We start from the raw sequence: 24,483 nt of genomic DNA on the forward strand, positions 1-24,483 counted from the left end.
GAGCCCGGTTAAAAAGCTGTTGCCTGTATTGGTCAACAACCACATTCCTGGTTAGATGGGATTACTGAATAGAAGGAGGCCGCCAATGACTGGATGGATTACGACTGGCTGTCATGTTTGTTTTAGCTGATAGAGAGTCAGGGAGCTTCAAAGCTAAAGGATAATCGTAAGATGCAAATAAAATGCAAGCAGTTGCAGTGCTACAGGAGGTATCGGCTTTACAGAGCTTGCCGGTCATAGCAATTGTTTTGGCATCCTGACAGCAATCCGCAACGGGGGCTGTCATTTCATCGTTTTCAACGGACGATTCACTGACATTTTTCATCATTGGGCAAGGTTCTGCAGGCGTAAAGGGGGCCGCGAAGCCTTGGCAGGCCACGAAAAGGCAAAGCATGAAGGTGAATATGGTGCGCATTTGATTACTGTAGCAAATACAGAATTTCAATGAAAGTTTCGCATGACTTACTTTAGGAGTCTTTGAACACCTAAATCCGTTTCCGCAACGACTTTGACCTCGAACATTTAGACTTGCAAACAACATAAGAAGTCTTACGAGGCTTATTAACACTGGAATACTTCAATTTTCTACCCGTATCGGATAAGCGAGCGTTTACCGAAGATTAAGACATTCAGCTACCTATTTTGCACCTAAAACTACCACTTGGCGGCATCACTTTTTTTATTTATTTTTATTATTCTTGGCGTTAAAGCGAGGTCTGCAAAAACGATTCATTTTGAAAGAGAAATGAAGCCTCACTTACCAAACCAATGCTGACTGTGAGGCAAACATGAAACATGTACTCATATCCGCAGTATCAAGCTGCGGTAGCTTGCACGATCAGCTTCTGCGCGCAACTGCCTCAGCGCTGGTTGATAAACCTCTCGCCTCACTGCAGGAACTGGCTAAGTCTATTGATGTTAGCGAAGCCATTTTGCGTGGTTTTTGTTCAGACAGGGATAATCTAATTGAGCTGCTGTATAGCAGATCTTTAGGGCAGCTCCATATGGCAATTGAAGTAGCACATCTGGATTCTGGAGTAATACAAGAATCTTTTAAATCTCTCACTGAGGGTTTATTGAGATATAAAGAGCTCCTTATTTTTCTGACACATAGATTCGAACTAGATGAAGTGTCTAGCCCCCGAAAAGCTTCCTGGCAAGATTTTCAAACTAAAATTGATCGTTTTTTTCTGAGAGGCAAATTCGAAGGTTCGTTCCGCAACGACGTAAGTGCAGCCGCCATGAGTGATGTATTTATCGGTATGTTGCTGGCTTTAATAAATTCAGCACGAGTCGGTCGGATAGCAGAATCCGAAATACTCTGTAGTATGGAAACCATGTTTTTAAAAGGTGTTAATTCAGACTGTAAAGCCTAATAACCCAGCTGTCTCATTTACCATTAAAGAAAGCTGTTATCTGACAGAGCACCAGAAGTACGAGTATTGGGGAATAAAATCGTCTTATTGCGGGTGCCGCCAAATTGTCTAGTTGCAGAATTTTGACCCTGGACATGGCACTACTTAGCTCATTGGCAACATCTTTGAGCTCCCACTCATCAGGAGTTGCTCTGGATTTCTGGTACTGCTTAAGTATCACTCTCAGTGCAACATAGTAACCATCCATTAAAGCGCTTAAAAAAACAGGCAGGACTGCAACAAAAGTATAAGTTAGTTGATTGTTGTAAACTGCACCGAGCAAAATCGCAGCTACGACAGTAACGCACCAGGCTCGGTAATTTTCGCTATTGCTTGCAACACTCTGCTCCATACTCTGAATAATATCCTCATACCTTGATAATATAGAGTCATCTGAATTTTTGTGCCGGGGTGTAGTCTTCATTATCGATTTCCCAAACTCTCTTTTGGTTGCTCAATTTACCGTAAAAGAGTGAAAGCCAAAGAAAAGCGGACAACATTAACATTCTGAAGAGAAAAAATATCTTACCCAATGGGGTTATACCTCCAAAAGGTAAGCATTAAGTCATATAAGACAAAGAGTTCAACAACTAGAACTATTCACCAATCTGTTTGCATAACTGTAGTAAACAATTTAACAATGGACTGCTGCTTAAGCGTGGGCTCGCTAACCCCAACTCCCTGGGGAGAGTCAGCTCATTAAAGCTTTTCAAAACAATATCAGTACGCTGAGTAAATGCGTCAAAGTTAGGAACGAGAGCAGCTCCAACTCCGGCTGTTACCAATCCAACCGCATACTCTATGGTATGAATATCTGCACGAATGTCAGGCTTGATACCTTGCCTCAACAATTGCGGATATAAAACAGACCAGGCTTCGCAGGGGGTGCGTTTAATCATGGGTAAATTGTGGAAATCACTTAATGTTAACTGAGGCTTTAACATTAAAGGATGTTGGGCTGGCAGTGCTAATTGATATAGATCTTTCCAAAGCGGTGTAAAATCCTCCCCAGCACGCAAATGTTTAATGTTGATAATTCTAGCATCACAGGGATCATCAGGTTCTACAAGAACCAATTCCAGTTGTACTGAAAGATTCGCTGCCTGCTGTTGAAAATCCTTTAACAGCTGGCTCATTCGTTCAACTCCAAGCGCCTTTACCAATCCCAATTTGAACTGCACCCTTTCTGGCGCAGGTGAAAATGTATTTTGTACGGCTTGTAGTTGATTTAATAAATTACAGGCATGCCCATAAAGACGCTCAGCGTCCTCTGAAGCAACTACTCCTTTAGGAATACGCCTGAATAAACAAACCTGCAGTTGAGTTTCAAGTTGAATCATTGCGGCAGACAAAGTGGGTTGGCTAATACCCAGCCGTCGCGCGCCAGCGCTGACAGAGCCTGACTCATAAACCGCAATAAAATAATTTAATTGTCTAAAGTCCATAGATAAAAGCTATTGATACCAAAGGATACATCTAATTTAACTTTACATGGTCTCAAGCTAAGCTCCCAGCACTTTTTGTGTTTTCTATCTGGAGTCTAAGATGCGTGCAGCTTTTGATTGGCAAGACCCATTTTTATTAAAACAATTACTGTCTGAAGACGAGAGAATGATCTGTGATATGACGCATAGTTTTTGTCAGGATCGATTACAACCTCGAATTCTGGAGGCCAACCGTAAAGAATATTTTGATCGGGAAATCATGAACGAACTGGGTGAGTTAGGCCTGTTAGGCCCAACCTTACCAGAGCGTTATGGTTGCGCTGGCGTCAATCATGTTAGCTATGGCCTGATTGCTCGCGAAATAGAACGTGTGGATAGCGGCTATCGAAGTGCAATGAGTGTGCAGTCAAGTTTGGTGATGCACCCGATTTACACTTATGGTAGTGAAGCACAGAAACAGCACTACCTGCCGAAACTCGCGTCAGGCGAATGGGTTGGCTGCTTTGGATTAACAGAACCAGATTCAGGTTCAGATCCGGCGAGCATGCGCACAGTAGCCACACGCAACCAGGATGGGTTTACCATCAATGGCAATAAAATGTGGATAACAAACTCTCCTATTGCCGATGTATTTATTGTCTGGGCCAAGCTTGAGGGTGAAATTCGTGGTTTTATCCTGGAAAAAGGCATGCCAGGTCTGAGCACTCCAAAAATAGAGGGTAAGTTTTCGCTACGAGCCTCTGTGACTGGTGAAATTGTGATGGAGGATGTTCATGTGCCTGAATCTGCGTTATTGCCTGATGTGACAGGTCTAAAAGGTCCTTTCAGTTGCTTAAACAAAGCTCGCTACGGAATTGCCTGGGGCTCATTGGGGGCTGCAGAATTTTGTTGGCATGCCGCGCGCCAATATACTCTCGATCGCAGTCAGTTTGGCAGGCCTTTAGCCGCCAATCAATTGATCCAGAAGAAACTGGCAGACATGCAAACGGAAATTAGTATTGGCCTGCTGGCTTGTCTGCAGGCGGGACGATTAATGGATCAAGACGCACTCGCCCCTGAAACTATTTCACTGATCAAACGAAACTCCTGTGGCAAAGCATTAGAAATAGCGCGTAACGCTCGCGATATGCATGGCGGCAATGGTATTGCAGACGAGTTTCATGTCATTCGTCATCTGATGAATTTAGAGGCAGTCAATACCTACGAGGGGACACATGACGTGCATGCGTTAATACTGGGGCGCGCGCAAACTGGCCTTGCAGCATTTGCCAACTAGTTGAGGTCAGAAAATGAAGCACTCCCCCTGGCCCTGGGCGTCATTCACAGAAGACTCTGCTGATCATTCAGCAGAGTCTCAAAGTCATCCATGGTTTACCGATTTTTGCGTTCAACTGCAACAAGCAGACAACAGATTTTGGTCAGACTATCAAATCCATAGTCAAGAACCGGAAGCGGCATTGGACCAGGCAAAGTTCATGCAGATCTATCAAAGCCAGTGGCAAAGTCGTTTGCTGGATTTACGCTCAAGAACTTTGCAACGTCAGGGGCAGAGTTTTTACACTATAGGCAGCTGCGGTCATGAAGCTAATGCTGCCATAGCTGCCGCTTTGACGCCACAAGACCCAGCTTTACTTCACTACCGTAGCGGCGCTTTTTTCATGGAGCGCAGCAAGCAAGTGCCCGGACAAACTCCTCTGTATGATTTACTTTTGTCTTTCACTGCCAGCAGCCTGGATCCAATCTCTGGTGGACGGCATAAGGTGCTGGGTAGCGTACCATTAAATATATGGCCACAAACAAGTACCATTGCCTCGCATTTACCAAAAGCTTTGGGGGCAGCTTTCGCCATTGAATTAAAAAAGCGTCTTGATAAAAATCAGACGGACACCTCTGTGCCGTTGCCTGATGCCACTATTGCAGATCCAATAGTCATTTGTAGTTTTGGTGACGCATCAGCCAACCATGCCAGCGCTCAGGCAGCTTTTAATACGTCGGCCTGGACCAGTTATCAAGGGCTTGCTCTTCCTCTGCTGATGGTTTGTGAGGACAATCAGATAGGGATTTCAACACCCACTCCTGCCGGATGGATAGCCAGGCGCTTACAGAGTTATGCTGATATCGCCTATTTTACTGCAGATGGCAGGGATCTGTCCGCTAGCTATCATGCCGCAAAATCAGCTGCCGACTATGTCAGGTTTAACCGCAAACCAGCATTTTTACATCTAAAAACAATACGTTTGTTCGGTCATGCCGGTGCTGATGCCGAAGCAACCTACTTAAGTCAAAGCCAAATCGCCCAGAACCACGCCAATGATCCGCTGTGGTTTGGTGCGGCTTATCTTTTGTCCAAAGGCTGGCTGAGCGCTGCACAACTGCTGCACTGGTTACACAATCTAGAGCAACAAATAGTTCGGGTTAGCCAAAGTGTCATCAAGCAACCCAAACTACAAGGTGCAGAGACCATTACCGATAGCATTATTGCTAAAGTCCATTCGATAAAGACTAAAGCTCTGACAGCAGTTGACAGCCAACTCGCGCTGCAGTTTGACAAACATAATTTAGAAAAACCGCAACACATCGCCAAATTACTGAACTGGACTCTGCATCAATTGATGAGCCAATACCCTGAACTTATTTTATGCGGCGAGGATATTGCAAAAAAAGGCGGCGTCTATGGCATCACACAGCACTTGGTACAGGATTTTGGCTATAAAAGAGTGATCAACACTCTGCTGGATGAGCAAAGTATTCTGGGGCTAGCGATAGGTCTGGCGCAACAGGGCTTTATTGCCATGCCAGAGATCCAGTTCTTAGCTTATGTGCATAACGCTGAAGACCAAATCAGAGGAGAAGCGGCAACATTACCTTTCTTCTCCAACGGACAACTCCACAATGGTATGGTGATCCGTATTGCAGGCTTAGGTTATCAAAAAGGTTTTGGTGGCCATTTCCATAACGACAATTCATTTGCGGTGTTTCGCGATATACCGGGCCTTTTGGTGTTTTGTCCCTCGACCGGAGAAGATGCAGTTCTGATGCTGCGTCAGGCTGTTAGGTTAGCCTATGAGCAAAAACGGGTTGTGATTTTTCTGGAGCCTATAGCACTGTATATGATGCGGGACTTACATCAGAGCAAAGACGGCTTATGGCTAAACAACATGCCGGATATCAATGCGGCCTTACCTGAATTGGGTGCCCCCCGCAGTTATGGTGCAGGCAAAGATGTTGCGCTGTTAAGCTATGGCAACGGTCATTATTTATGTCAGCAGGCGTCAAAACATCTGGCTTGTCACAATATTGCTGTTCGTATTATTGATATCCGTTATCTGGTTCCTTTAGACATACATGCCATAGTGCAGCACCTGGAGGGATGTAAGAACATAGTGATCGTAGATGAATGCAGACGCCGTGGTTCATTAAGCGAGGAACTCTATACCCTGTTGCATGAAGCTAAACCTGAGCACTTTAGAATTCAACGACTCTGCGCTGTCGATAGTTTTATCCCTCTGGGCAAAGCCGCCTATGACGTTTTACCCAGCGTCGACGACATAGTGCATGCAGTTCTTTCTCATCTGTCGGTTCACGCTTCATCCTTAGCGGAGTCTGTATGAATTACTCAACGTTAGTGGTAGCTCCGGGAAGGGGCAGTTATCAGAAACAAGAATTGGGCTATATCAGCCAAAACCTGAGCGACACAGCTGCGGGCGCTGTATTATTAGCGGGCTTTGATCAGAGCAGAATAAAGCTTGGATTAAGCACTGTCACTAGCCTGGACCAGGCTCCACAATTTAATTTCAGGCGTTATCAGCAAGCGGACAATGCCGCCGCACTTATTTTGGCCAGTGGCCTGATTGATTATCAAACCTTGCAGCAAAGCTGTTATCAACCCGCAGTGATCACAGGGAATTCGATGGGATGGTACACGGCGCTGGCCTGTTCCGGAGTCTGGCATAGCACAGAGGCTATGCGGATAGCCAGCCTGATGGCTCAGTACACGTCCCAAAGCCACTATAAAGGTGACAATGGCGGTCAGCTCATTTATCCATTAGTGGATGAGCACTGGCGCCCCAAATTGGACTACCAACAACAGGTTAACGCTTTATTAGCCCGCTGCAGTGGTCAGCTGTATATGTCCATTCTTTATGGTGGTTATGCAGTATTGGCAGGCAGCAGTGAGGCTATCAGTCTGGCCATGCAGACTTTACCTAAAATTGACGAACGTTTTCCGCTGCTGTTGCCTGGCCATTCGGCCTTTCATTCTCCTTTTATGGCGCAAGCCTCAGAGCAGGCACTTCAGAACATAGGTCATTCATCCTTTCAGGCCCCTGCAGTGCCGTTGGTTGATGGCTGTGGCCGGATCTGGCAGCCAGATTGCAGCGATTTGAACAAGCTGCGTGACTACACTTTGCGACAGCAAGTAACAGAAACCTATAATTTCACCGCATCTATTCAAGTCGCGGTAAAAGAATTCTGTCCTCAACGTATAGTGCTTCTGGGGCCGGGTAATGGTTTAGCAGGTGCGGTGATCCAGGCCTTGATTGAACTGAACTGGCAAGGATTAAGCAGCAAACAAGATTTTATTGCTCAGCAGCAACAGCAGCCCTGGTTACTTGCCATGGGCACCCCAGTTCAACGCGCCATCCTGTTGGAGCGCCCCCCTTCAACAGAGGCAAAGAGGGCCTAAAGGCGACGTATAAAGCCTGAAACTGGTGAGTTAGGGCGAATCATCTATCAAGGTCCGATGCAGCATCACCCGATACAGGCAGGTAGCTTAAACAATGGCTTAAAATAGGACAGGCTTAAACTTTGCCAGATAAAACACCAGGAACAGAGACGAAATGGACAGCACAGAAAATATCAAACGGGTACGCCATCTGAATTTTTCCTTCATGGCAAAAAAGCCAAAAACTACATAACAAACAATAACTAATATCTTAATGCCTAACCATTGATGCACAAAGGGCTGCCAGGGGCCTATCGCCAACAAAACAAAAGCCAGAGTCAATAATATCGAATCATTAAAGTGCGGCAGATAGCGCAGAGAACTTTTACGCCAATCAAATTTACCTGTCAGATCCAATAGCAGACGAGCAATAAACAACGCGGCACTCAGATAAGCGCAAAACATGTGCAGCAGCTTCACATTTGGATAAAACTCCATAATCAGCTCCCAAAAAAACACTGCCGCCACCTTAAAGCAATTGATTAAGCCTTGCCTATATAGCTAAAGAGGTAAGGCTTCATACTTCCTTTTTACCATGGCAGGTACATTTGACCAAGTAAGGTATTTAGAACCCAAATTTAAATGGTTAATTTAACCATAGAATATAAAAACATAATAAAAACAACAATTTAAAATATGGCCCGTTTATTGATATCAGTCTGTGACCGACGGGAGGACCGTCCGTAATAGCACAACTGGAGTAAAAAATGAGATTTGGATACATCACCAACGTAGTGAGGGGGCCTCATGGCTGGATATCGTAAATTATGGTGGCTGTTAATTGCCATTCTGGCCATTACCTTTAGCGTGCTGGGCTATTTTGGTGCCGAGGTGTATCGCTCGGCGCCGCCTATTCCGGCCAAGGTAGTGAATGCGCATGGTCAGGTCATTATGACCAATGAGACTATCTTAAACGGCCAGACCGCCTGGCAATCTGTTGGCGGTATGCAATTGGGCTCTATCTGGGGCCATGGCGCTTACCAGGCACCGGATTGGACCGCCGACTGGCTGCATCGTGAACTGATGGCCTGGCTAGAGCTTGCAGCACAGGATGAGTTTGGGCAAAGCTACATTGAGCTTAACGCGGCACAACAAAATGGCCTCCAGTTCGCATTAAAGCAGGCCTATCGCACGAACAGCTATGATAAAGCTACGGATACCTTAGAGCTTAGCGATCGCAGGGTACAAGCCATAGCCCAAACTGCTGAACACTATATTGCCTTATTTGGTGATGATGCAGCGCTTAGCCAAACCCGCTCTAACTATGCAATGAAAAACAATACCCTGCCCTCTTTAAGCCGTCGGCAGGAAATGACGCAGTTTTTCTTCTGGACAGCCTGGGCAGCCAGTACTGAGCGCACCCCGGATAGCGCAACCTATACCAATAACTGGCCGCACGAACCGTTAATTGACAATAGACCCACGGCGGAAAACCTGATTTGGTCATTAGTCAGTATTATTTTACTGATCGCCGGTGTCGGTGGTCTGATTTGGGGCTGGGCATTTTTACGCAAACACGATGAAGAAGAGCCCGCAGTACCAAAATACGATCCTATCGCACAGCTTAAACTTACGCCGTCACAAAAAGCCTTAGGCAAATATATTCTGGTGGTGGTCGCACTATTTACCCTGCAGGTGATGTTGGGCGGTTTTACTGCGCACTACACGGTAGAAGGCGATGGTTTTTATGGGTTAAATACCACTGAATGGTTGCCTTACAGCCTGGCGCGTACCTGGCATATTCAGGCCGCCATGTTCTGGATTGCTACTGGCTTTTTAGCGGCTGGGCTGTTTTTAGCTCCGATTATTAACGGTGGTAAAGATCCGAAGTTTCAAAAACTCGGGGTCGATCTGCTGTTTTGGGCCTTAGTAGTGTTAGTGGCAGGCTCTTTTGCTGGTAACTACTTTGCCATTATGCAAATTATGCCGCAGCAATACAGCTTCTGGTTTGGCCATCAGGGCTACGAGTACATCGATATTGGTCGTTTCTGGCAAATTATTAAGTATGTTGGCGTCTTGTTCTGGTTGTTGCTGATGCTGCGGGCGATAGTGCCGGCCTTTAAAGCACCGGGGGATAAAAACCTGCTGGCACTGTTTGCTGCCTCGGTAATTTGTGTCGGCTTATTTTATGGTGCCGGGCTGTTTTACGGCGAACGTACGCATTTATCGGTGATGGAATACTGGCGCTGGTGGGTAGTCCACCTGTGGGTAGAGGGCTTCTTTGAAGTATTTGCTACCGTATCTCTGGCGTTTATTTTCCACAGCATGGGGCTGGTATCACGCAGCGTTGCCACCAGTGCCAGTTTGGCGTCAGCCTCACTGTTTATGCTCGGCGGTATACCCGGCACTTTCCACCATTTGTATTTCTCTGGTACCACTACACCGGTGATGGCGGTAGGCGCTACTTTTAGTGCACTGGAAGTGGTGCCACTGGTAGTACTGGGCTACGAAGCCTGGGAAAACTGGCGTTTAAAAAATAAAGCCCCCTGGATGGGCGATATTAAATGGCCACTGATGTTTTTCGTTGCGGTAGCATTTTGGAATATGCTCGGCGCCGGGGTGTTTGGTTTTATGATCAACCCACCAATAGCGCTGTATTACCTGCAGGGATTAAACACCACACCAACCCATGCCCACGCGGCGCTGTTTGGGGTGTATGGTTTCCTGGCACTGGGTTTCTGTCTGCTTATTCTGCGTTATATCCGGCCACAGCTGGTGTTTGATGAAAAGCTGATGAAAACCGCGTTTTGGTGGATGAACGGCGGCCTGCTGCTGATGTTGTTTACCAGCCTGCTGCCTATAGGTTTTATTCAGTTTTACGCAAGTGCAACAGAAGGACTGTGGTATGCCCGTAGTGAGGCTGTGATGCAAAGTGACATTCTGGTCACCCTTCGTTGGGTACGGACTTTCGGTGACGTTATATTCATCGTCGGTGCTTTAGCTATTAGCTGGCAAGTCGTCAAAGGTGTGTTTTCCAGCCCCCCTGTCAAAGAAAGCAAACAAAGCTAAATTGACAGCCTGACAACCCGCTGCGGTATGACAAATACTGCAGCGGTTTTACAAACGAACTCGCGTACTCAAGCCAACAACACGAAAGCGTCAGTTCAACAACAACTAACCCCTATGGGGAATATTCTGATTCTGTTACGCCTGATAGCATAAGGACACATTGCGTACAACGAGGTGCAAACAATGTGATGAGCAAAAAACCGGATTTGAAAACAGCAATGCTCCAGCTTATTGCAGAGGTCAAACAAACCCTTCCGCTCTACGAGCCATCCACTTTTGTTTGTGGCACTAACACAGATTGTGTCGGTTGCCCGAAGAAAATGCTGGAGATGGTTGACTCGGAACTTTCGTATTGGGAAAGCGCGATGAAAAGAGGCATTACGCCTAAGTTTGATGAGTTAAGGCGGTTTGGCAAATTATGCCAAAGCGTAAGACGCAGTTTGGTGCGGAACAAGATAATTCCCGATGTCATCACGCTGTCCTAAAGTGTTGTAGCTCCTCTTTGGCAGTTTAGCCGACAGGCTCCAATCTGACCTGGCGGTCGGTTGTGAGCGAATAGCAGAAATTTACCCCGCACCAGAATGTTCTGGCGGATGTCGGCTCGACTGCAAAATCGGACATATTGCCCGGTTTATTTAAATACGAAATTAACTAACTATAGGGCTAATTGTCCCAAATGATTATTGATGGATGACATGCGTAGCTCAATTTTGGAATGCAAATTTTATCAATTAGTCGGGCGTTAGGCGCTTGTGTTGCCGAGCTAAGTGCTATAGTGATTCGGAGTTGAAAGTCGATAATTCAGAATTAAGGGGGCACAAATGTTGAAGCAGCACAGAATGATCATGCTAGTGATTGCGGTATCGTTGGCTGCACCGGCGATGGCGCGCGCGGCAGATATCGGCTTTACCTACATCGAGGGCGGTATCGTCGGCGGCTTTGTCAACGACATCGAGACATCCGGAGCGGTCACGGGGAGCGTCCCACTCGATCTTGAAAGCGATGCTGATGGCGGTGGATTTATTGGCGGGGCGTGGCAGTTCGGAGATCAGATGCACTTGTTTGGCGAGTATGCATCACTTGGCCAAGAGCTTGAAATACGCAGCGGCACCAGCACTGCAGTAGGTGAGTACGACGTTGAGCGTTGGCGCATTGGTGTTGGTTATCAATACCCTGTCTCGGAAACGTTGGCTTACTACGGTCGGCTAAGCCTTGACCAGCTCGAGTTAAAGGATGCGCGCGCTACGGGTTTCAATCTAGATGTCGACGCTGACGATAGCGGCATCGGTGGGGAGATTGGCGCTATCTGGGAAGCAACCTCGACTTTTCATCTTCAGGGCCATGCACGTTACACCGTGGTCGGTGGTATCGCGTCCAGCGGTTCAGATCCCTTTGAATCCGACGTCCTGATCGGTGTGAACGGACGCTGGCATTTCCTTCCCAACATAGCACTGGTTACAGGCTACGAGTACGGAAAAATAACGACGTTGAACGTAGGCGTGCGTTTATCGTTCTGAGTGCTTCCCAATCACCGATGGAACAATAGCCTGCGGATTGAAGGTCCGCAGGCTTTATCTCAAGGTGATCAGGTTCTGAGCGTAAAACGGCTGACCTGGTCCTGCAACTGTTCAGCTAACTTAGCCAACTGATGACTGGTTGCTGCTGTTTGTTCTGCACCTGAACTCGTTTGGGTCGCTATATCACTAATACTTACAATCTTCCGGTTAATATCTTCTGCAACCGCGGCTTGCTCTTCAGTCGCTGAAGCGATCTGCATATTTTTGTCATTCATACCATGTATCCCTTCAAGTACTCCTGACAATATAGTTCCCGTCTCCGCAACTTTTTCTCGCCCGCTATGAGCCAAAGTGAGACTCAGGTGCATTGCATTAGATGCATTCAACGCATTATTCTGCAAAGCCTCAATCATTTGTTGTATGTCGCCTGTAGACTGTGCCGTGCGCTGTGCCAAAGTGCGTACTTCATCTGCTACCACCGCAAAACCACGCCCCTGGTCACCCGCTCTGGCTGCTTCAATGGCCGCATTGAGGGCCAACAAGTTGGTTTGTTCAGCAATCCCTCGGATCACATCAAGGACAGAAGTAATGGATGCACTATCGCGCTTTACACTTTCAATAACATAGGATGTATCTTCAACTTGAGTCGTTAACTGCTGGATCAGGCTTATTGTTTCCTCAAGCTTCAGCTGGCCATTCGCAGCGCCAGACTGCACAACCTCAGATAAAGACACGGCTTCAGCGGTACTACTAGCCACATCGCGCACTGTCGCTGTCATTTCATGCATTGCTGTTGCCACCAGTTCGGTGTCTAACTGTTGCCGTTGCACGCCCTTGCTCGTCTCTACAGCCACAGCTGAGGATTGCTCTGCGGCCGTTGCAACCTGAATGGTCGCCTCGCCAATCTCACCGATGACTTTCTGTAGCTCTGCAGCCATAGCGTTTGTGCTTAGTACGATTTGCCCAAATTCATCTTTTGAGCTGTAGGCACAGCGAACGGTAAGATTGCGATCGGCTAAAGCCCGAATGGTTCCGTCAACACTTTTCACGGCAGAGGTTATATTACGCACAGACACCATGGCGATATAAAAAACCACTGCTGCTATTACTAAAGTGAGGACAGACAGTACCCACAGATTAGTGACTGCTTGACGTTTAAGAGCATCAGCTCGACTTGTAATATCAGCATTAAGCAGTTTTTCAAATTCGGTCATATCAGCTAATCTTTTTGTAGCTATGTCAAACCAAAGACCATCATCAACATGCAAGGGCGCTTCCAAAGGAGTATTAAAAGCCAACTGCTGTAGTTTTACGACCTCCGAAAAACTATTCTGTAAAACAAGTTCTTTCCAATCATCAAGTCGTTCGCTAGACAACAATCGGGTAAAGTTTTCCGTTAAAGCATTGTATGCACCGAAATTATCACTGTATTTTGTTAACAAATCACTGTTAAAACTTCCTCTGCTAAATACTAAGCCTAATAGCGCCCGATCTCTGCCCGCCCGCTCTTTCATCTCAATAAACTGATTTAAAGTGGCAAGTTCTCTGGCCATATCACGATGAGGTACGTCAGCCTCTAATTGGTGATTGACCGCAATCATGGATTTTATAAGGTTGGTATAACGCTCAGCAGATTCAGTATTACTGATGATCAGTGAGTCAATCAGATTACGTAACTCAAGCACTGCGTCTAATTGCTGCTTCAAAGAGAGCAATTCTGGTTGGCTTAATGCAGCCACTATCTGCAGCTTCTCATCAGATTGAACACGTAATTGCTTCAGCCGATCGCCGAAACGCTGACCTTTGCTTGCCAAATAGACACCACTGGCCCCACGTTCAGCCTGTAAAGCACTGATTAAAGAGTTCATCGTGACCGAAGTGGTTATAGACGAGGACACATAGTTAGCCATCTGGTGCTGCGACCAACTCGCAACAAGACGCTCGCCCAGCAACCAAAGCACTACGCATACTGGGAATACTAATAATAAGCTGAGCTTTTGACGTATAGTCAAATCACGAATAAAGGAAGCCATGGGGTATACCTCTTGGTAGAAATTACCGTTATTTTAGGTAAAAACCACCAGAACCCCCAGAAAACAAAAGGCCTACCTCTATAGGATGAATGAATACTTCTTTTGCTCTCTTTATTTATCAATAAAACATGACTAACGCCTATAATTTCTAGACTACTTTTGAATAACTCTGCTGCCCTTGGGTAAGATAAAAATCAAAGCAAGCGCATATACTACGGACCCAAAGACGACCTTTCTCGGTCACTCGCAGATGACCCATACTGACTTCAACAAGCCCATCACTGATGAAGGGCTGGAGTTTTTTCATCGCATCGGCAAAATACAGCATAAAATCTTTGACGGGCCATTTAGTACAAAACGCTTTCAGATCCAGTTCAAAATGACAAATCAGCTGGCTGATCAACTCAGCCCGGATCTTGTCGTCAAGATTTAAGCAAAATCCTTTTTCAACCGGGATAGCATTGGATGCAATAGCTGCATAATACTCAGGCAATTCTTTGGTATTTTGCCAAAGCACGCCGTTCACCTGGCTGATACTAGATACGCCCAGACCAACCAAGGCATCCTGTCCAGAGGTGGTATATCCCTGAAAATTACGCTGTAGCTGACCAGACTTTTGAGCTTGGGCCAGGCTATCGTGAGGTTTAGCGAAATGATCCATTCCTATAAACTGATAACCAGCTTCTACAAATCTATTGATAGCGATTTGCATCAGTTCAAGCTTCAATGGAGCGTCTGGCAAACTGCTTTGTGGTATTTTGCGCTGTGACGCAAAGCGATCAGGAAGATGAGCGTAACTGAACAAGGAAATACGGTCAGGGTCCAGACGCACAATTTCCTCAACAGTTTCTGCGAAACTGTTGGTCTGCTGATGAGGGAGTCCATAGATAATATCGAGATTCACCGACTCAAATCCAAGCTCTTTACTTAATTTCACCTGACGACGTATCAAATCAACATCCTGCACTCTGTTGATGGCAATCTGAACTTTTTCATCAAGGTCCTGGACCCCAAAACTAACACGGTTAAAACCTAAACCTTTCAGATGAGCAAGTTTTTCATCACTGCAGCTACGAGGATCTATTTCGATACTCACTTCTGCATCTTTATTTAAAACAAAATGACGATGGATAAGACGCATCAAGCGACTCAATTGCTGTTCAGTGAGAAAAGTAGGTGTACCGCCGCCCAAATGTGCCTGATTGATCAATCTCCCCTTAAGTAGAGGTGAATACATTTCCATTTCTTTCTCAAGTGCATCCAGATAATCGTCAGCTTTATTTTGATGACGAGTGATGACTTTATTACAACCGCAGTAATAACAGAGCTTGTGACAAAACGGCAGGTGAATGTACAAACTCAATTCTGAAGAACTGGCTAAAAGCGTTTTATTAATAATCTGGTGTGAAAAACTTTTATCCATCGCAAGAGCTGTTGGATAGGAGGTATAGCGAGGACCGTTAATATTGTATTTGGCTATTAACTCAGGATCCCATAACAACGTATTCATGCTTACCTCGGCCCAGGAATGCTTTCGGTGGTGCTGCAAACCGCGACCACCGGAAAAAACTACTTTATTGCTTATTCTAACAAGCTAACCTGATAGGCTTGAAAATCATTGCGGGTACCTCCCAGTAACATTAGAGGTATAAACGAGTTTAAATCGGCTTTTATAGCTGGCAAAAAAACGGTAGCTAGCCATTTTGTAGCCATTCAGTCCGGTCTACAATTTGGTGTATTAGGTAGTTTTCAGAATGCACACTATAGAGTTGCACCAATTTAGTTCACAAAAACGCTGTACGCTTTGTTTTGGTGCAGTTTATGATAGCCCTACTTGCTTCCAACAGACCAGATTCACCAATGACTCCAGACACTTTGCTGCAACGACTGCTGCGTCAATTCGGACTATATCACCCTCACGAACAACGCTTGTCGGCCATTACGTTGCAACAGCGTTTAAAAGTAGTCTGCGCTGCATTTGTCGCGCTTGGTCTGGTCGCTCAGGTAAGTAGTCTGCTATTGGCCGGCAGCAGCTATACCCTATTACTTGCGTCAATGGGAGCTTCGGCCGTATTGTTATTTGGCATACCAAACAGCCCGTTGGCCAGACCATGGGTATTTCTGGCTGGCCATCTGTTCCCTGCAGCCATTGGCCTTGCATGCAGTCACCTGTTTAACAGTTTTCCACTGATGGCAGCGACCACCATTGCTGTGGTGTTATTTGTAATGTACCTGCTTGAGTGCATGCATCCACCAGGAGGTGCTACAGCGCTGGTCCCGGTGATCGCCACCACAGCAGGGCCTGCGCCTGGATTGGAATTCCTTTTTTATCCGGTAGGCCTTAATCTTTTGGTGATGCTAAGTTGCGCGCTATTTCTACAGCGCTACTGGCTTAAAGCAAAGATGACATCTGAGGGACCTGGCGCACCAGCAACAGCAGACGCCAAGCCGCTAGACAGGTTGCAGCTGCAGCACAGTGACTTAGCAGCGGCAATCAATAGCCTCGATCGGGTGCTGGATATTAGCGAAACTGATTTATTGCAGCTGTACCATAGAGCGCAACAGCATGCGTTTAGCCGCCACTCGCAGCTGTTGTGTCGCGATATTATGGCAAAAGATTTATTGACCATAACATCAGAAACACCATTGCAAACAGCCTGGCAACTGCTGCGTCGCCACAAGGTTAGTATGCTGCCCGTAATCGATCAGCAGCGGCAACTGGTAGGCATATTTACCTTGGTGGATGTAGTGAAAGACTTGACCGAATCTGATCTGTTCTCGTTCAGAACACAGATCCTCAGTTGGTTAAAACCACAGCCTGATTCTGCGCGAGCTACAGTTGGAGATTGGATGAATCGTAAGCTGGTAACAGTCAAAGAGACAGACCATATCGCGGCGTTGATTCCTTTGCTTGCACATAACGGCTTGCATCAAGTACCTGTGCTCAATGCCGCTCAGCAACTCTGTGGCATTATCACCCAATCTGATTTACTAGCTACATTGGTTCAGCAACAACCTCTGCGGCAAGCTATATAACATCCTAGGCGACAAGCGGTATAGCAAACTGATTACCCATAAAGTGGTAGTCAGGACAACGAATTGATTTGAATCAATTTTCTGCTGGCAACAAGTATTAGACTCGATAATCAATCTTGTTTGCTGGAATTAACTATGAAACATATTAGTGACAACAAGCCTCTTGTATATGCTTGTTCTGGTTGTTCAAACGTTGCGCAACTTGCTAATGATTTAGCCCTGATACTAAACAGGAAAAATCTGGCGGAAATGTCCTCTATTGCTGGTATTGGAGGCAATATCACAGAGTTGGTAAAAACAGCACAATCGGGAAGATCTATATTAGCTATTGATGGCTGCCCACTAAATTGCGTAAAACAATGCCTTGCGACAATAAATGTAGTTCCAACCTGGCATATCGAATTAACAATGTTTGGCTTAAAAAAGCGTGCCCATGATGACTATCTAGTAACAGACGCATACGACATACTTGAATTGTTCCCACGCGAAATTGTGACTGAAGACATTCGCGTCATCGATTAGAGCCACACACAGGACAATTTGGATCCTTAGCCAACTTAAATTGACGCCACTGGCCGTGAAAGGCATCAAAAAGCTGAAGAACCCCAAATGACGGAGATCCGACAGACGCGAGTATTTTTACTACTTCCAGTGCCTGAACCGCACCTATAACACCAACTACCGGGCTCAAAATACCAGCCTCCATACAAGTCAACTGCTGTTCTGTAAACTGAAGACTCAGACATTGATAACAAGGCATATCATCGTGCATATTAAAGCACACTACCTGACCTTCAAAACGAATGGCAGCTCCAGAAACCAGCGGCACGCGAGCCTTAAAACAAGCTTCATTTATCGCATTTCTCGTAAGTAAATTATCTGTACAGTCCAGTACCAACGAATAACCACCAACAAGTTTAGAAAGCTCTTCTGCATCCAACCTTCTGCAGAGCGCCTCAATTTCTATTTCAGAATTGAGCTCACGCAGAGCCATGCAAGCACGTTGCGCCTTGAGCGAACCCACATCACTTTCCCGATATAGGATCTGTCTTTGTAAGTTAGTCCGGTCGATCAGATCATCATCGACCAGAGTGATGTGCCCTATACCACTGGCGACAAGATAAGGAGCTGCTGCGCACCCAAGCCCTCCCATCCCCACCACCAATACCCTTGATGAGAGTAAAGTCTCCTGACCACGAAAGTCCATGGCAGGCAGCATCAAATGCCGACTGTAGCGTAAAGCTTCAGTTGTACTCAACTCAGCAGTGTCGCGGGATTTTTTTGTCATGTTGTTACCACTTTATTTTCGTCAATGATGATTATTTCAACCCGAGTCGTTGAGCTAGTTTATGCAAATTACTGGGGTCTAAATCCAGTTGGCGAGCAGCTTGGGACCAACTTCCATTATTTTTATCTACAGCTTGTCGAATAAGCGATTTCTGTATTTGCTCAACGCCTTGCCTTAATGTGACATGACTTAACTCGTCAACTCTATAGTTCTCAGAGTCTGGAAGATTCTGCATACCGTCAAAAATATCCAACAGGTCTGGTTCTATAGTAACAATGTCTGAACGTTGGGCGCCGCGGCTTAAAGCTTTGATAGCAGCTCTGCTAATGACGTGCTCAAGCTCTCTGATATTTCCGGGCCAGCTGTAATTGATAAGCCCGAGTTCTGCCGACGCAGACAACCGCAGAGCCCTCATTCCCAATCGACTTCGGTTTAGTTCGAGAAAATGACCGGCAAGTAATGGAATGTCGTCCTGTCGCTCTCTGAGCGGAGGAATAGGTAAAGGATAGACAGACAATCGATGGTATAAGTCAGCTCTGAATTCCCCCATTTTCACTTGTTGATGCAAATCCCTGTTAGTCGCGGCCACAATCCGCACGTTGACCTGACGCTGTTTGTCACTACCTAAGCGCTGAATCTCACCGTTTTGTAAAACCCGTAATAACTTTGCCTGTATAGACAATGGTAATTCTCCAACCTCATCGAGAAATAAAGTACCCTCATCAGCAGCTTCAAAACGTCCCATCCGCTCACCATGAGCTCCGGAAAATGCACCTCTGACATGTCCAAATAACTCGGTTTCAGCCAGGCTTTCTGGCAATGCTGCGCAGTTTACATACACCATAGGTTTATTTCTTCTGGACGAGCACCGATGTAAATGTCTGGCAAAAAGCTCCTTCCCAACGCCGGTTTCGCCCAACAGTAATACCGGAAGGTCTGAACTTGCCACTACGGTAAGCTCCTGCAATATTTGCTGTAAACCAGAACTTTGTCCTATCAGTTCGTATCGTTCAGGTAGTTCTCTATTTTGTTCCCCCTCATGCTGATGATTCAAACGCAGGGCCCGATTTGCCTGTTCCAGTTCAGTCATACGGACAGAGGCTTCAACCAATAAGCTATATCGCTGTAACTCGTACACAGCAACGTCAGTAAAACGGTCCGCTTCAAGTGCATCAAGAGTTAATACCCCCCAACACCGACCTTCTACATACAAGCTGATCCCCATGCAATCATGCACTGGCAGCGCTTGCCCTGGCTGATCAGCCAATAGTCCATCATAAGGATCTGGCAACTCTGAACCGGGCTCAAATCGAACGGGGTTACGGCTCGTAAGAATTGCAGCAAGCCGGGGGTGTTGCGACACAACAAACCGCCGGCCTAAAGCCTCGCGTACAAGGCCGTGCAAAGCCACAGGTTTGAGAACATCATATTCAAGCCGAAGTATACCTACAGCTCCACATGCGAAGTGACTGCGCAATGTGCTCACAAGCCGCTGCAAACGCACGGCAGCAGGCAAGTCAGTAACTAAATCGGCAATAAGGCTTTCTTCCAGCATGGTACTTTTTACCTTCGTGGTGCATTTAACCCAACCTCAACTGGGTGTAATTTACCATGCGGGGAAATAAACCTATATAAATCAAAGGAGGTATATCTGGCCTGAGTATTGCGATGTTTAAGCATGGAGAAACAACTCGTCCATATCAAACTCAGTCAATCTCAGGAGCTCTTATGTCATTACTAGATAAATCGTTAGGGGAAATTGCAACCACAATCCCTGGGGCCACTTCAGTATTTCATCAATACAAACTTGATTTTTGTTGTGGAGGTCATCAAAGCCTAGGCGAAGCTCTGGCGAAAAAACAACTGTCCCCCACTCAAGTTGTTGAGCAATTGCAGAAACTTCTCAATTCGGGAGAAACAATGATGGATTGGAGAAGCGTTCCCGTGAAACAGCTGATTGAGCATATCCTGGAACGTTACCATCAACGTCATCGCCAACAACTGCCAGAGTTGTGCCGCTTAGCCCGCCGTGTTGAACATGTGCATGCCGCAGCCAATGACTGCCCGACAGGATTGGCAGATCATCTGGAAGATATGTATCAAGAATTAGAAAGCCACATGATGAAAGAGGAACAGATTTTGTTTCCTATGCTTGCCAGAGGTATCTACCCTTCAGGTCCGATTTCCGTTATGGAAGAAGAGCATATTCAACATGGCGACGCATTGCAAAAGCTTGATGCACTCACCAACAATATAATGCTACCAGACGGAGCATGTAATACCTGGACCGCTTTGTACTTGGGTTTAAAAGAATTAAAAGAAGATCTGATGAATCATATCTTGCTGGAAAATGAAATTTTATTTGTTGAGTGGAATACCCCTGCTCAACCAGCCGAAAAACACATGTGCTGCGGCAGTTGCCAATAAATTGGAGCTACACCTCGAACTCTGCAGAGCCAAGTCGTGATTAATTAGTGAGGCATACAAATAAATGCCTCACTCTCAATATCCTCTTGAATACCTAATTTGGTGTATAGCCAGTTTATATTCAAAGAACACAGAATGAGAACATCCAGTGCAACCTAGGCAAACCAATATGACATTCGCCTCTAAAACAGACGACAACATCCTTTCAGCCCAAGACTTTACAGAACATAAACTCAGAACTCGCTTCTCTAAGCTTCAGAACGAACTTAAGACAACTCAAGACCCATCTAAACGGTATTTAGCCATGAGTGAAATGATGGCAATTAATTTAGATTTAGTGAAGATACGTCTGCTAAAACTCAGTGCAGAACTAAAATCTAGTGATTGTGCCAGCTAAATTAGCCCTACATAGCAGTCAAGTTCAGGCAGATCTGAAACAAATTCTGATGTTTCAAGACTATTATCTCAAATCCACCACACATTTAACTCAATAACGACAATATAAAATTCTCACTTAAGAAATACGGTAGCGAAATCTATTCCCTGAGCTTTAATAACTCAGTCGCTATATGTTGTTGCACACTCAACAACGAAGCTGGCACATGGGTTGTCGTATCAAAGCTATCGAGGAAGTTTTTCAGGTAAAGTCCAAGCTCAGTATCCCCCAACATGCTTAACCTGCGCTGGAAAAACAAAGTATCAGGATCCGCTTTAGCGCTGCAAAGAAGAAAGAAGTCCTCGCTGCTGGCCTTCACTCTTAGATCAGGTGCTGCCACCAAAGAATTCACCAGTAATTTTTGCTCAACTAAGCTCAGGCTAAATTGAAATTCAAAGTCACTCACTTCAATAAGAACTATTTTTCCTTTTAAAAAATCCAGCTCCCCTTCCTGGCAGGCGGTGAAAAAAAGCCGGTTCAAAACCTTACTGATCAACACATTTTTTAATGATGAAGGCAGCAAATTAGATAGGGTTTTACCGAACGCCGGCAATGCAACTATCACTTTTGGGGTAATCATTTTGCTTTTAAACATAGGGAACACCTCTCTGACACAACAACTTATACTGAATATCTGAATTGCGCACATAGTGTCACAGACAGGTTAAAACGCCCATCGGGCAAAAGAGGTAGTAGACATGGAATTATTATGTCCCGCCGGAAGTGTAGCGGCGTTGAAAGCAGCCATTGAAAACGGAGCTGATGCCGTCTACGTGGGACTTAGAAACGAAACCAACGCGCGTAATTTTGCAGGATTAAATCTTGATGATTTAAAGCTGGCTGAAGCAGCTGCCTATGTACATAAAGCAGGGAAAAAGCTGCATGTCGCAATCAACACCTTTGCACATCCAGACACATGGCAATTATGGCAGCACGCAGTGGATCAAGCCGTACATGCCGGAGCAGATGCACTGATTATCGCTGACATGGCGGTACTTGCCTATGCAGCTGAGCGTTATCCTGAAACCGAACTTCATTTGTCAGTACAAGCGTCGGCAACAAATCTCGCCGCTATAGAGTTTTATCGGCAGTACAATATTAAACGCGTAGTACTGCCAAGAGTCCTCTCCATTCAACAAGTAAGGGCTCTGGCACGCAGCACAGATATCGACCTCGAAGTTTTCGCTTTTGGCAGCCTGTGTATTATGGCAGAAGGTCGTTGCTATCTGAGCTCCTATCTGACAGGCCAATCCCCCAATACTTTTGGCGCTTGCTCACCCGCATCCTTTGTACGTTGGGAGGAAACAACAGACGGTCGACTTGAATCAAGACTTAATGGAATGCTAATTGATTGTTTTGAGAAGCATGAAACGGCAGGTTACCCAACCTTGTGCAAAGGACGGTTCGACGTCGATGGAGAGCGATACCATACGCTGGAAGAGCCAACCAGCTTGAACACCTTAAGCCTGCTGCCTGAGCTTTACAAAGAAGGGGTGAAGTCGCTCAAAATTGAAGGACGCCAGCGCAGTCCGTCTTATGTAGCCAGCTTAACCAGAGTATGGCGCCAGGCCATTGATTCACTTCTCACAGACCCAACAGCCTTTGAAGTTCAGCCTGCCTGGGACAAACTACTGGCGTCAATTTCCGAAGGCAGCCACACCACTCTTGGCGCTTATCACCGAGCCTGGAAGTAAGTTCATGACCAAAGAATCTATTCAACCTTTAAAATTTACTATTGGTCCGGTTCAGTACTATTGGACCAAACAGCAGATGCAACTGTTTTACAAGGAAGCTGCAGCTTCAAAAGCTGATGTCGTCTATTTGGGTGAGACAGTCTGCGCGAAAAGAAGAGAACTCAAGTTCTCAGATTACATGGACATTGCGATGATGCTGCGTGAAGCCGGCAAAGAAGTCGTCTTGTCGACCATGACTCTATTGGAGTCACCCTCCGAGCTTCGGGAACTTCGTCGCTACTGTGACAACGGCGAATTTATGATTGAAGCCAACGATGTGGGTGCTATCTCCATGTTGCAGGAGCAGCAACTTTCCTTTGCTGTAGGCGCTGCAGTAAGCGTGTATAACCATGTGGCGCTTCGGCAATTACTGCAGCTTGGAATGAAACGTTGGATCATGCCAGTAGAACTTTCGAGGGACTGGTTATCTAACATCCTGCATCAACCTCTGATCGCTGATGTCCGGGATTGTTTTGAAGTAGAGGTATTTGCACTGGGCCATTTACCACTGGCCTGGTCAGGTCGCTGTTTTACCGCCCGCTCTGAAAATAGATCTAAAGATCAATGCGAACTCTGCTGTCTAAAATACCCAAAAGGACGATTGGCAAATAGCCAGGACGGAAAGAAAATGTTTGTACTGAACGGCATACAAACCCAATCAGGTGATAGATATAACTTGCTCAATGATTTACCTTCCATGCATGGTTTAGTGGATTTAGTCAGGATCAGTCCAGAGCCGGAACATACTTTTTATTGGCTGGATCAATTTCAGCAAGAAAAACGCGCTGCGCTGCCACAAGGGGATTGCAACGGATACTGGCACCAATTAGCTGGGTTAAATCAGATAGAGGTTGAATAATTTCATGACGGACTTAAGTAAAGGCAATCAGCAGCAAAAGGCCAAAATTGGCATTGTCACCATCAGCGATCGAGCCTCAGCAGGAGTGTATGAGGATATATCTGGTCGGGCTATCATTGACAGCTTCACAGATTACCTGACAAGTCCATGGCAAGCGGAATATCGCGTGATTCCCGACGAAAAAGATCTGATTGAGAAAACGCTTTGCGAGTTAGTTGATCAGCTTGGTTGCGCTTTGATTGTAACCACAGGTGGAACAGGACCAGCGAAACGTGATGTCACTCCGGAAGCTACCGAAGCTGTTTGCGACAGGATGATGCCAGGTTTTGGAGAACTGATGCGGCAAGAGTCATTAAAATATGTACCTACAGCTATTTTATCCAGACAAACGGCTGGACTCAGAGGTAATAGTCTTATTATCAATCTGCCAGGTAAACCCTCTGCCATTCGTCAATGTTTGGACGCCGTATTTCCGGCTGTACCTTATTGTCTTGACCTGATGAATGGCCCTTATCTGCAAACCAATGAAGCCGTGATGAAAGTATTCAGACCGAAAAACTGA

22 protein-coding genes are annotated in these 24,483 nt (G+C 45.9%); 13 read left to right on the forward strand and 9 right to left on the reverse strand.

What is annotated here, in order from left to right; translation table 11 throughout:
- Positions 1 to 61 precede the first annotated feature (61 nt).
- Positions 62 to 328, reverse strand: a complete 267-nt coding sequence (locus tag LSG37_RS07610; RefSeq protein WP_233079318.1) for a hypothetical protein — start codon at positions 326 to 328, stop codon at positions 62 to 64.
- Between the two features lie 460 nt (positions 329 to 788).
- Between LSG37_RS07610 and LSG37_RS07615 the strand changes: the two genes are divergently transcribed.
- Complete coding sequence (locus LSG37_RS07615) at positions 789 to 1,376, forward strand: hypothetical protein (RefSeq protein ID WP_233079319.1); 588 nt, start codon at positions 789 to 791, stop codon at positions 1,374 to 1,376.
- Positions 1,377 to 1,389: 13 nt separating this feature from the next.
- Here LSG37_RS07615 and LSG37_RS07620 read toward each other — a convergent pair whose 3' ends face one another.
- Together LSG37_RS07620 and LSG37_RS07625 are read right to left on the reverse strand one after the other, a co-directional pair.
- Positions 1,390 to 1,839, reverse strand: coding sequence for a hypothetical protein (locus LSG37_RS07620; RefSeq protein ID WP_233079320.1), 450 nt, complete (start codon positions 1,837 to 1,839; stop codon positions 1,390 to 1,392).
- Between the two features lie 172 nt (positions 1,840 to 2,011).
- The gene (locus tag LSG37_RS07625; protein ID WP_233079321.1) at positions 2,012 to 2,860 is read right to left on the reverse strand and encodes a LysR family transcriptional regulator; all 849 of its coding nucleotides are present in this window, start codon (positions 2,858 to 2,860) and stop codon (positions 2,012 to 2,014) included.
- Between the two features lie 100 nt (positions 2,861 to 2,960).
- Here LSG37_RS07625 and LSG37_RS07630 point away from each other — a divergent pair, with 100 nt between their 5' ends.
- From LSG37_RS07630 to LSG37_RS07640, 3 genes are read left to right on the forward strand one after another with little or no spacing between them, the layout of a single operon-like run.
- Positions 2,961 to 4,136: an acyl-CoA dehydrogenase gene (locus LSG37_RS07630; RefSeq protein ID WP_233079322.1), complete on the forward strand. Its 1,176-nt coding sequence runs from the start codon at positions 2,961 to 2,963 to the stop codon at positions 4,134 to 4,136.
- Between the two features lie 13 nt (positions 4,137 to 4,149).
- On the forward strand, positions 4,150 to 6,471 hold the full coding sequence (locus LSG37_RS07635; RefSeq protein ID WP_233079323.1) for a thiamine pyrophosphate-dependent enzyme: 2,322 nt from the start codon (positions 4,150 to 4,152) through the stop codon (positions 6,469 to 6,471).
- Positions 6,468 to 7,544 carry a malonyl CoA-ACP transacylase gene (locus LSG37_RS07640; RefSeq protein WP_233079324.1) on the forward strand — a complete coding sequence of 359 codons (1,077 nt, stop codon included), beginning with the start codon at positions 6,468 to 6,470 and terminating at the stop codon, positions 7,542 to 7,544. Before LSG37_RS07635 ends, LSG37_RS07640 begins: the two co-directional genes overlap by 4 nt.
- Before the next feature lie 99 nt (positions 7,545 to 7,643).
- Here LSG37_RS07640 and LSG37_RS07645 read toward each other — a convergent pair whose 3' ends face one another.
- Positions 7,644 to 8,042 (reverse strand): SirB2 family protein, encoded by a 399-nt coding sequence (locus tag LSG37_RS07645; RefSeq protein ID WP_233079325.1) that lies wholly within the window; start codon positions 8,040 to 8,042, stop codon positions 7,644 to 7,646.
- Positions 8,043 to 8,330: 288 nt separating this feature from the next.
- Here LSG37_RS07645 and LSG37_RS07650 point away from each other — a divergent pair, with 288 nt between their 5' ends.
- From LSG37_RS07650 to LSG37_RS07660, 3 genes are all read left to right on the forward strand, one after another.
- Positions 8,331 to 10,592, forward strand: a complete 2,262-nt coding sequence (locus LSG37_RS07650; RefSeq protein ID WP_233079326.1) for a nitric-oxide reductase large subunit — start codon at positions 8,331 to 8,333, stop codon at positions 10,590 to 10,592.
- 188 nt (positions 10,593 to 10,780) lie between these two features.
- Complete coding sequence (locus LSG37_RS07655; protein ID WP_233079327.1) at positions 10,781 to 11,077, forward strand: hypothetical protein; 297 nt, start codon at positions 10,781 to 10,783, stop codon at positions 11,075 to 11,077.
- A gap of 336 nt (positions 11,078 to 11,413) precedes the next feature.
- Positions 11,414 to 12,109 (forward strand): outer membrane beta-barrel protein, encoded by a 696-nt coding sequence (locus tag LSG37_RS07660; RefSeq protein ID WP_233079328.1) that lies wholly within the window; start codon positions 11,414 to 11,416, stop codon positions 12,107 to 12,109.
- 68 nt (positions 12,110 to 12,177) lie between these two features.
- On the opposite strand, the gene LSG37_RS07665 is transcribed toward LSG37_RS07660, so the two are convergent.
- Together LSG37_RS07665 and hemN are read right to left on the reverse strand one after the other, a co-directional pair.
- Positions 12,178 to 14,142, reverse strand: a complete 1,965-nt coding sequence (locus LSG37_RS07665; protein ID WP_233079329.1) for a methyl-accepting chemotaxis protein — start codon at positions 14,140 to 14,142, stop codon at positions 12,178 to 12,180.
- A 148-nt stretch (positions 14,143 to 14,290) separates the two neighbouring features.
- Entirely contained in the window at positions 14,291 to 15,652 is a 1,362-nt protein-coding gene (hemN, locus tag LSG37_RS07670; protein WP_233079330.1) for an oxygen-independent coproporphyrinogen III oxidase, read from the reverse strand.
- Positions 15,653 to 15,963: 311 nt separating this feature from the next.
- Between hemN and LSG37_RS07675 the strand changes: the two genes are divergently transcribed.
- Positions 15,964 to 17,178 carry an HPP family protein gene (locus LSG37_RS07675; RefSeq protein WP_233079331.1) on the forward strand — a complete coding sequence of 405 codons (1,215 nt, stop codon included), beginning with the start codon at positions 15,964 to 15,966 and terminating at the stop codon, positions 17,176 to 17,178.
- A 135-nt stretch (positions 17,179 to 17,313) separates the two neighbouring features.
- On the forward strand, positions 17,314 to 17,700 hold the full coding sequence (locus LSG37_RS07680; protein WP_269836519.1) for a putative zinc-binding protein: 387 nt from the start codon (positions 17,314 to 17,316) through the stop codon (positions 17,698 to 17,700).
- Here the strand turns inward: LSG37_RS07680 and LSG37_RS07685 are convergent.
- Both LSG37_RS07685 and norR read right to left on the reverse strand, forming a co-directional pair.
- Positions 17,690 to 18,466: a HesA/MoeB/ThiF family protein gene (locus LSG37_RS07685; RefSeq protein WP_233079332.1), complete on the reverse strand. Its 777-nt coding sequence runs from the start codon at positions 18,464 to 18,466 to the stop codon at positions 17,690 to 17,692. The genes LSG37_RS07680 and LSG37_RS07685 overlap by 11 nt on opposite strands.
- Before the next feature lie 31 nt (positions 18,467 to 18,497).
- Positions 18,498 to 20,021 (reverse strand): nitric oxide reductase transcriptional regulator NorR, encoded by a 1,524-nt coding sequence (gene norR / locus LSG37_RS07690; RefSeq protein WP_233079333.1) that lies wholly within the window; start codon positions 20,019 to 20,021, stop codon positions 18,498 to 18,500.
- 173 nt (positions 20,022 to 20,194) lie between these two features.
- On the opposite strand from norR, the gene ytfE reads away from it, so the two are divergent.
- Entirely contained in the window at positions 20,195 to 20,893 is a 699-nt protein-coding gene (gene ytfE, locus LSG37_RS07695; RefSeq protein WP_233079334.1) for an iron-sulfur cluster repair protein YtfE, read from the forward strand.
- Between the two features lie 536 nt (positions 20,894 to 21,429).
- Here the strand turns inward: ytfE and ubiT are convergent.
- Positions 21,430 to 21,924, reverse strand: a complete 495-nt coding sequence (gene ubiT, locus LSG37_RS07700) for a ubiquinone anaerobic biosynthesis accessory factor UbiT (protein WP_233079335.1) — start codon at positions 21,922 to 21,924, stop codon at positions 21,430 to 21,432.
- A gap of 103 nt (positions 21,925 to 22,027) precedes the next feature.
- On the opposite strand from ubiT, the gene ubiU reads away from it, so the two are divergent.
- The 3 genes from ubiU to mog are packed head-to-tail and all read left to right on the forward strand — an operon-like array spanning position 22,028 to position 24,483.
- Positions 22,028 to 23,023, forward strand: a complete 996-nt coding sequence (gene ubiU / locus LSG37_RS07705; RefSeq protein ID WP_233079336.1) for a ubiquinone anaerobic biosynthesis protein UbiU — start codon at positions 22,028 to 22,030, stop codon at positions 23,021 to 23,023.
- 4 nt (positions 23,024 to 23,027) lie between these two features.
- Positions 23,028 to 23,921 (forward strand): U32 family peptidase, encoded by an 894-nt coding sequence (locus LSG37_RS07710; RefSeq protein WP_233079337.1) that lies wholly within the window; start codon positions 23,028 to 23,030, stop codon positions 23,919 to 23,921.
- A gap of 4 nt (positions 23,922 to 23,925) precedes the next feature.
- A complete protein-coding gene (mog, locus tag LSG37_RS07715; protein ID WP_233079338.1) occupies positions 23,926 to 24,483 on the forward strand; it encodes a molybdopterin adenylyltransferase in 558 nt (185 codons plus the stop codon).

This window comes from Rheinheimera soli, assembly GCF_021290985.1.
GTDB classification, from domain to species: domain Bacteria; phylum Pseudomonadota; class Gammaproteobacteria; order Enterobacterales; family Alteromonadaceae; genus Pararheinheimera; species Pararheinheimera soli.

What these genes read in the sequence shown, in the direction of transcription:
- LSG37_RS07610 (WP_233079318.1), bottom strand. Translation starts at nt 328, where the DNA reads ATGATGAAAAATGTCAGTGAATCGTCCGTTGAAAACGATGAAATGACA.
- LSG37_RS07615 (WP_233079319.1), top strand. Translation starts at nt 789, where the DNA reads ATGAAACATGTACTCATATCCGCAGTATCAAGCTGCGGTAGCTTGCAC.
- LSG37_RS07620 (WP_233079320.1), bottom strand. Translation starts at nt 1,839, where the DNA reads ATGAAGACTACACCCCGGCACAAAAATTCAGATGACTCTATATTATCA.
- LSG37_RS07625 (WP_233079321.1), bottom strand. Translation starts at nt 2,860, where the DNA reads ATGGACTTTAGACAATTAAATTATTTTATTGCGGTTTATGAGTCAGGC.
- LSG37_RS07630 (WP_233079322.1), top strand. Translation starts at nt 2,961, where the DNA reads ATGCGTGCAGCTTTTGATTGGCAAGACCCATTTTTATTAAAACAATTA.
- LSG37_RS07635 (WP_233079323.1), top strand. Translation starts at nt 4,150, where the DNA reads ATGAAGCACTCCCCCTGGCCCTGGGCGTCATTCACAGAAGACTCTGCT.
- LSG37_RS07640 (WP_233079324.1), top strand. Translation starts at nt 6,468, where the DNA reads ATGAATTACTCAACGTTAGTGGTAGCTCCGGGAAGGGGCAGTTATCAG.
- LSG37_RS07650 (WP_233079326.1), top strand. Translation starts at nt 8,331, where the DNA reads ATGGCTGGATATCGTAAATTATGGTGGCTGTTAATTGCCATTCTGGCC.
- LSG37_RS07655 (WP_233079327.1), top strand. Translation starts at nt 10,781, where the DNA reads ATGAGCAAAAAACCGGATTTGAAAACAGCAATGCTCCAGCTTATTGCA.
- LSG37_RS07660 (WP_233079328.1), top strand. Translation starts at nt 11,414, where the DNA reads ATGTTGAAGCAGCACAGAATGATCATGCTAGTGATTGCGGTATCGTTG.
- LSG37_RS07665 (WP_233079329.1), bottom strand. Translation starts at nt 14,142, where the DNA reads ATGGCTTCCTTTATTCGTGATTTGACTATACGTCAAAAGCTCAGCTTA.
- hemN (WP_233079330.1), bottom strand. Translation starts at nt 15,652, where the DNA reads ATGAATACGTTGTTATGGGATCCTGAGTTAATAGCCAAATACAATATT.
- LSG37_RS07675 (WP_233079331.1), top strand. Translation starts at nt 15,964, where the DNA reads ATGATAGCCCTACTTGCTTCCAACAGACCAGATTCACCAATGACTCCA.
- LSG37_RS07680 (WP_269836519.1), top strand. Translation starts at nt 17,314, where the DNA reads ATGAAACATATTAGTGACAACAAGCCTCTTGTATATGCTTGTTCTGGT.
- LSG37_RS07685 (WP_233079332.1), bottom strand. Translation starts at nt 18,466, where the DNA reads ATGACAAAAAAATCCCGCGACACTGCTGAGTTGAGTACAACTGAAGCT.
- norR (WP_233079333.1), bottom strand. Translation starts at nt 20,021, where the DNA reads ATGCTGGAAGAAAGCCTTATTGCCGATTTAGTTACTGACTTGCCTGCT.
- ytfE (WP_233079334.1), top strand. Translation starts at nt 20,195, where the DNA reads ATGTCATTACTAGATAAATCGTTAGGGGAAATTGCAACCACAATCCCT.
- ubiT (WP_233079335.1), bottom strand. Translation starts at nt 21,924, where the DNA reads ATGTTTAAAAGCAAAATGATTACCCCAAAAGTGATAGTTGCATTGCCG.
- ubiU (WP_233079336.1), top strand. Translation starts at nt 22,028, where the DNA reads ATGGAATTATTATGTCCCGCCGGAAGTGTAGCGGCGTTGAAAGCAGCC.
- LSG37_RS07710 (WP_233079337.1), top strand. Translation starts at nt 23,028, where the DNA reads ATGACCAAAGAATCTATTCAACCTTTAAAATTTACTATTGGTCCGGTT.
- mog (WP_233079338.1), top strand. Translation starts at nt 23,926, where the DNA reads ATGACGGACTTAAGTAAAGGCAATCAGCAGCAAAAGGCCAAAATTGGC.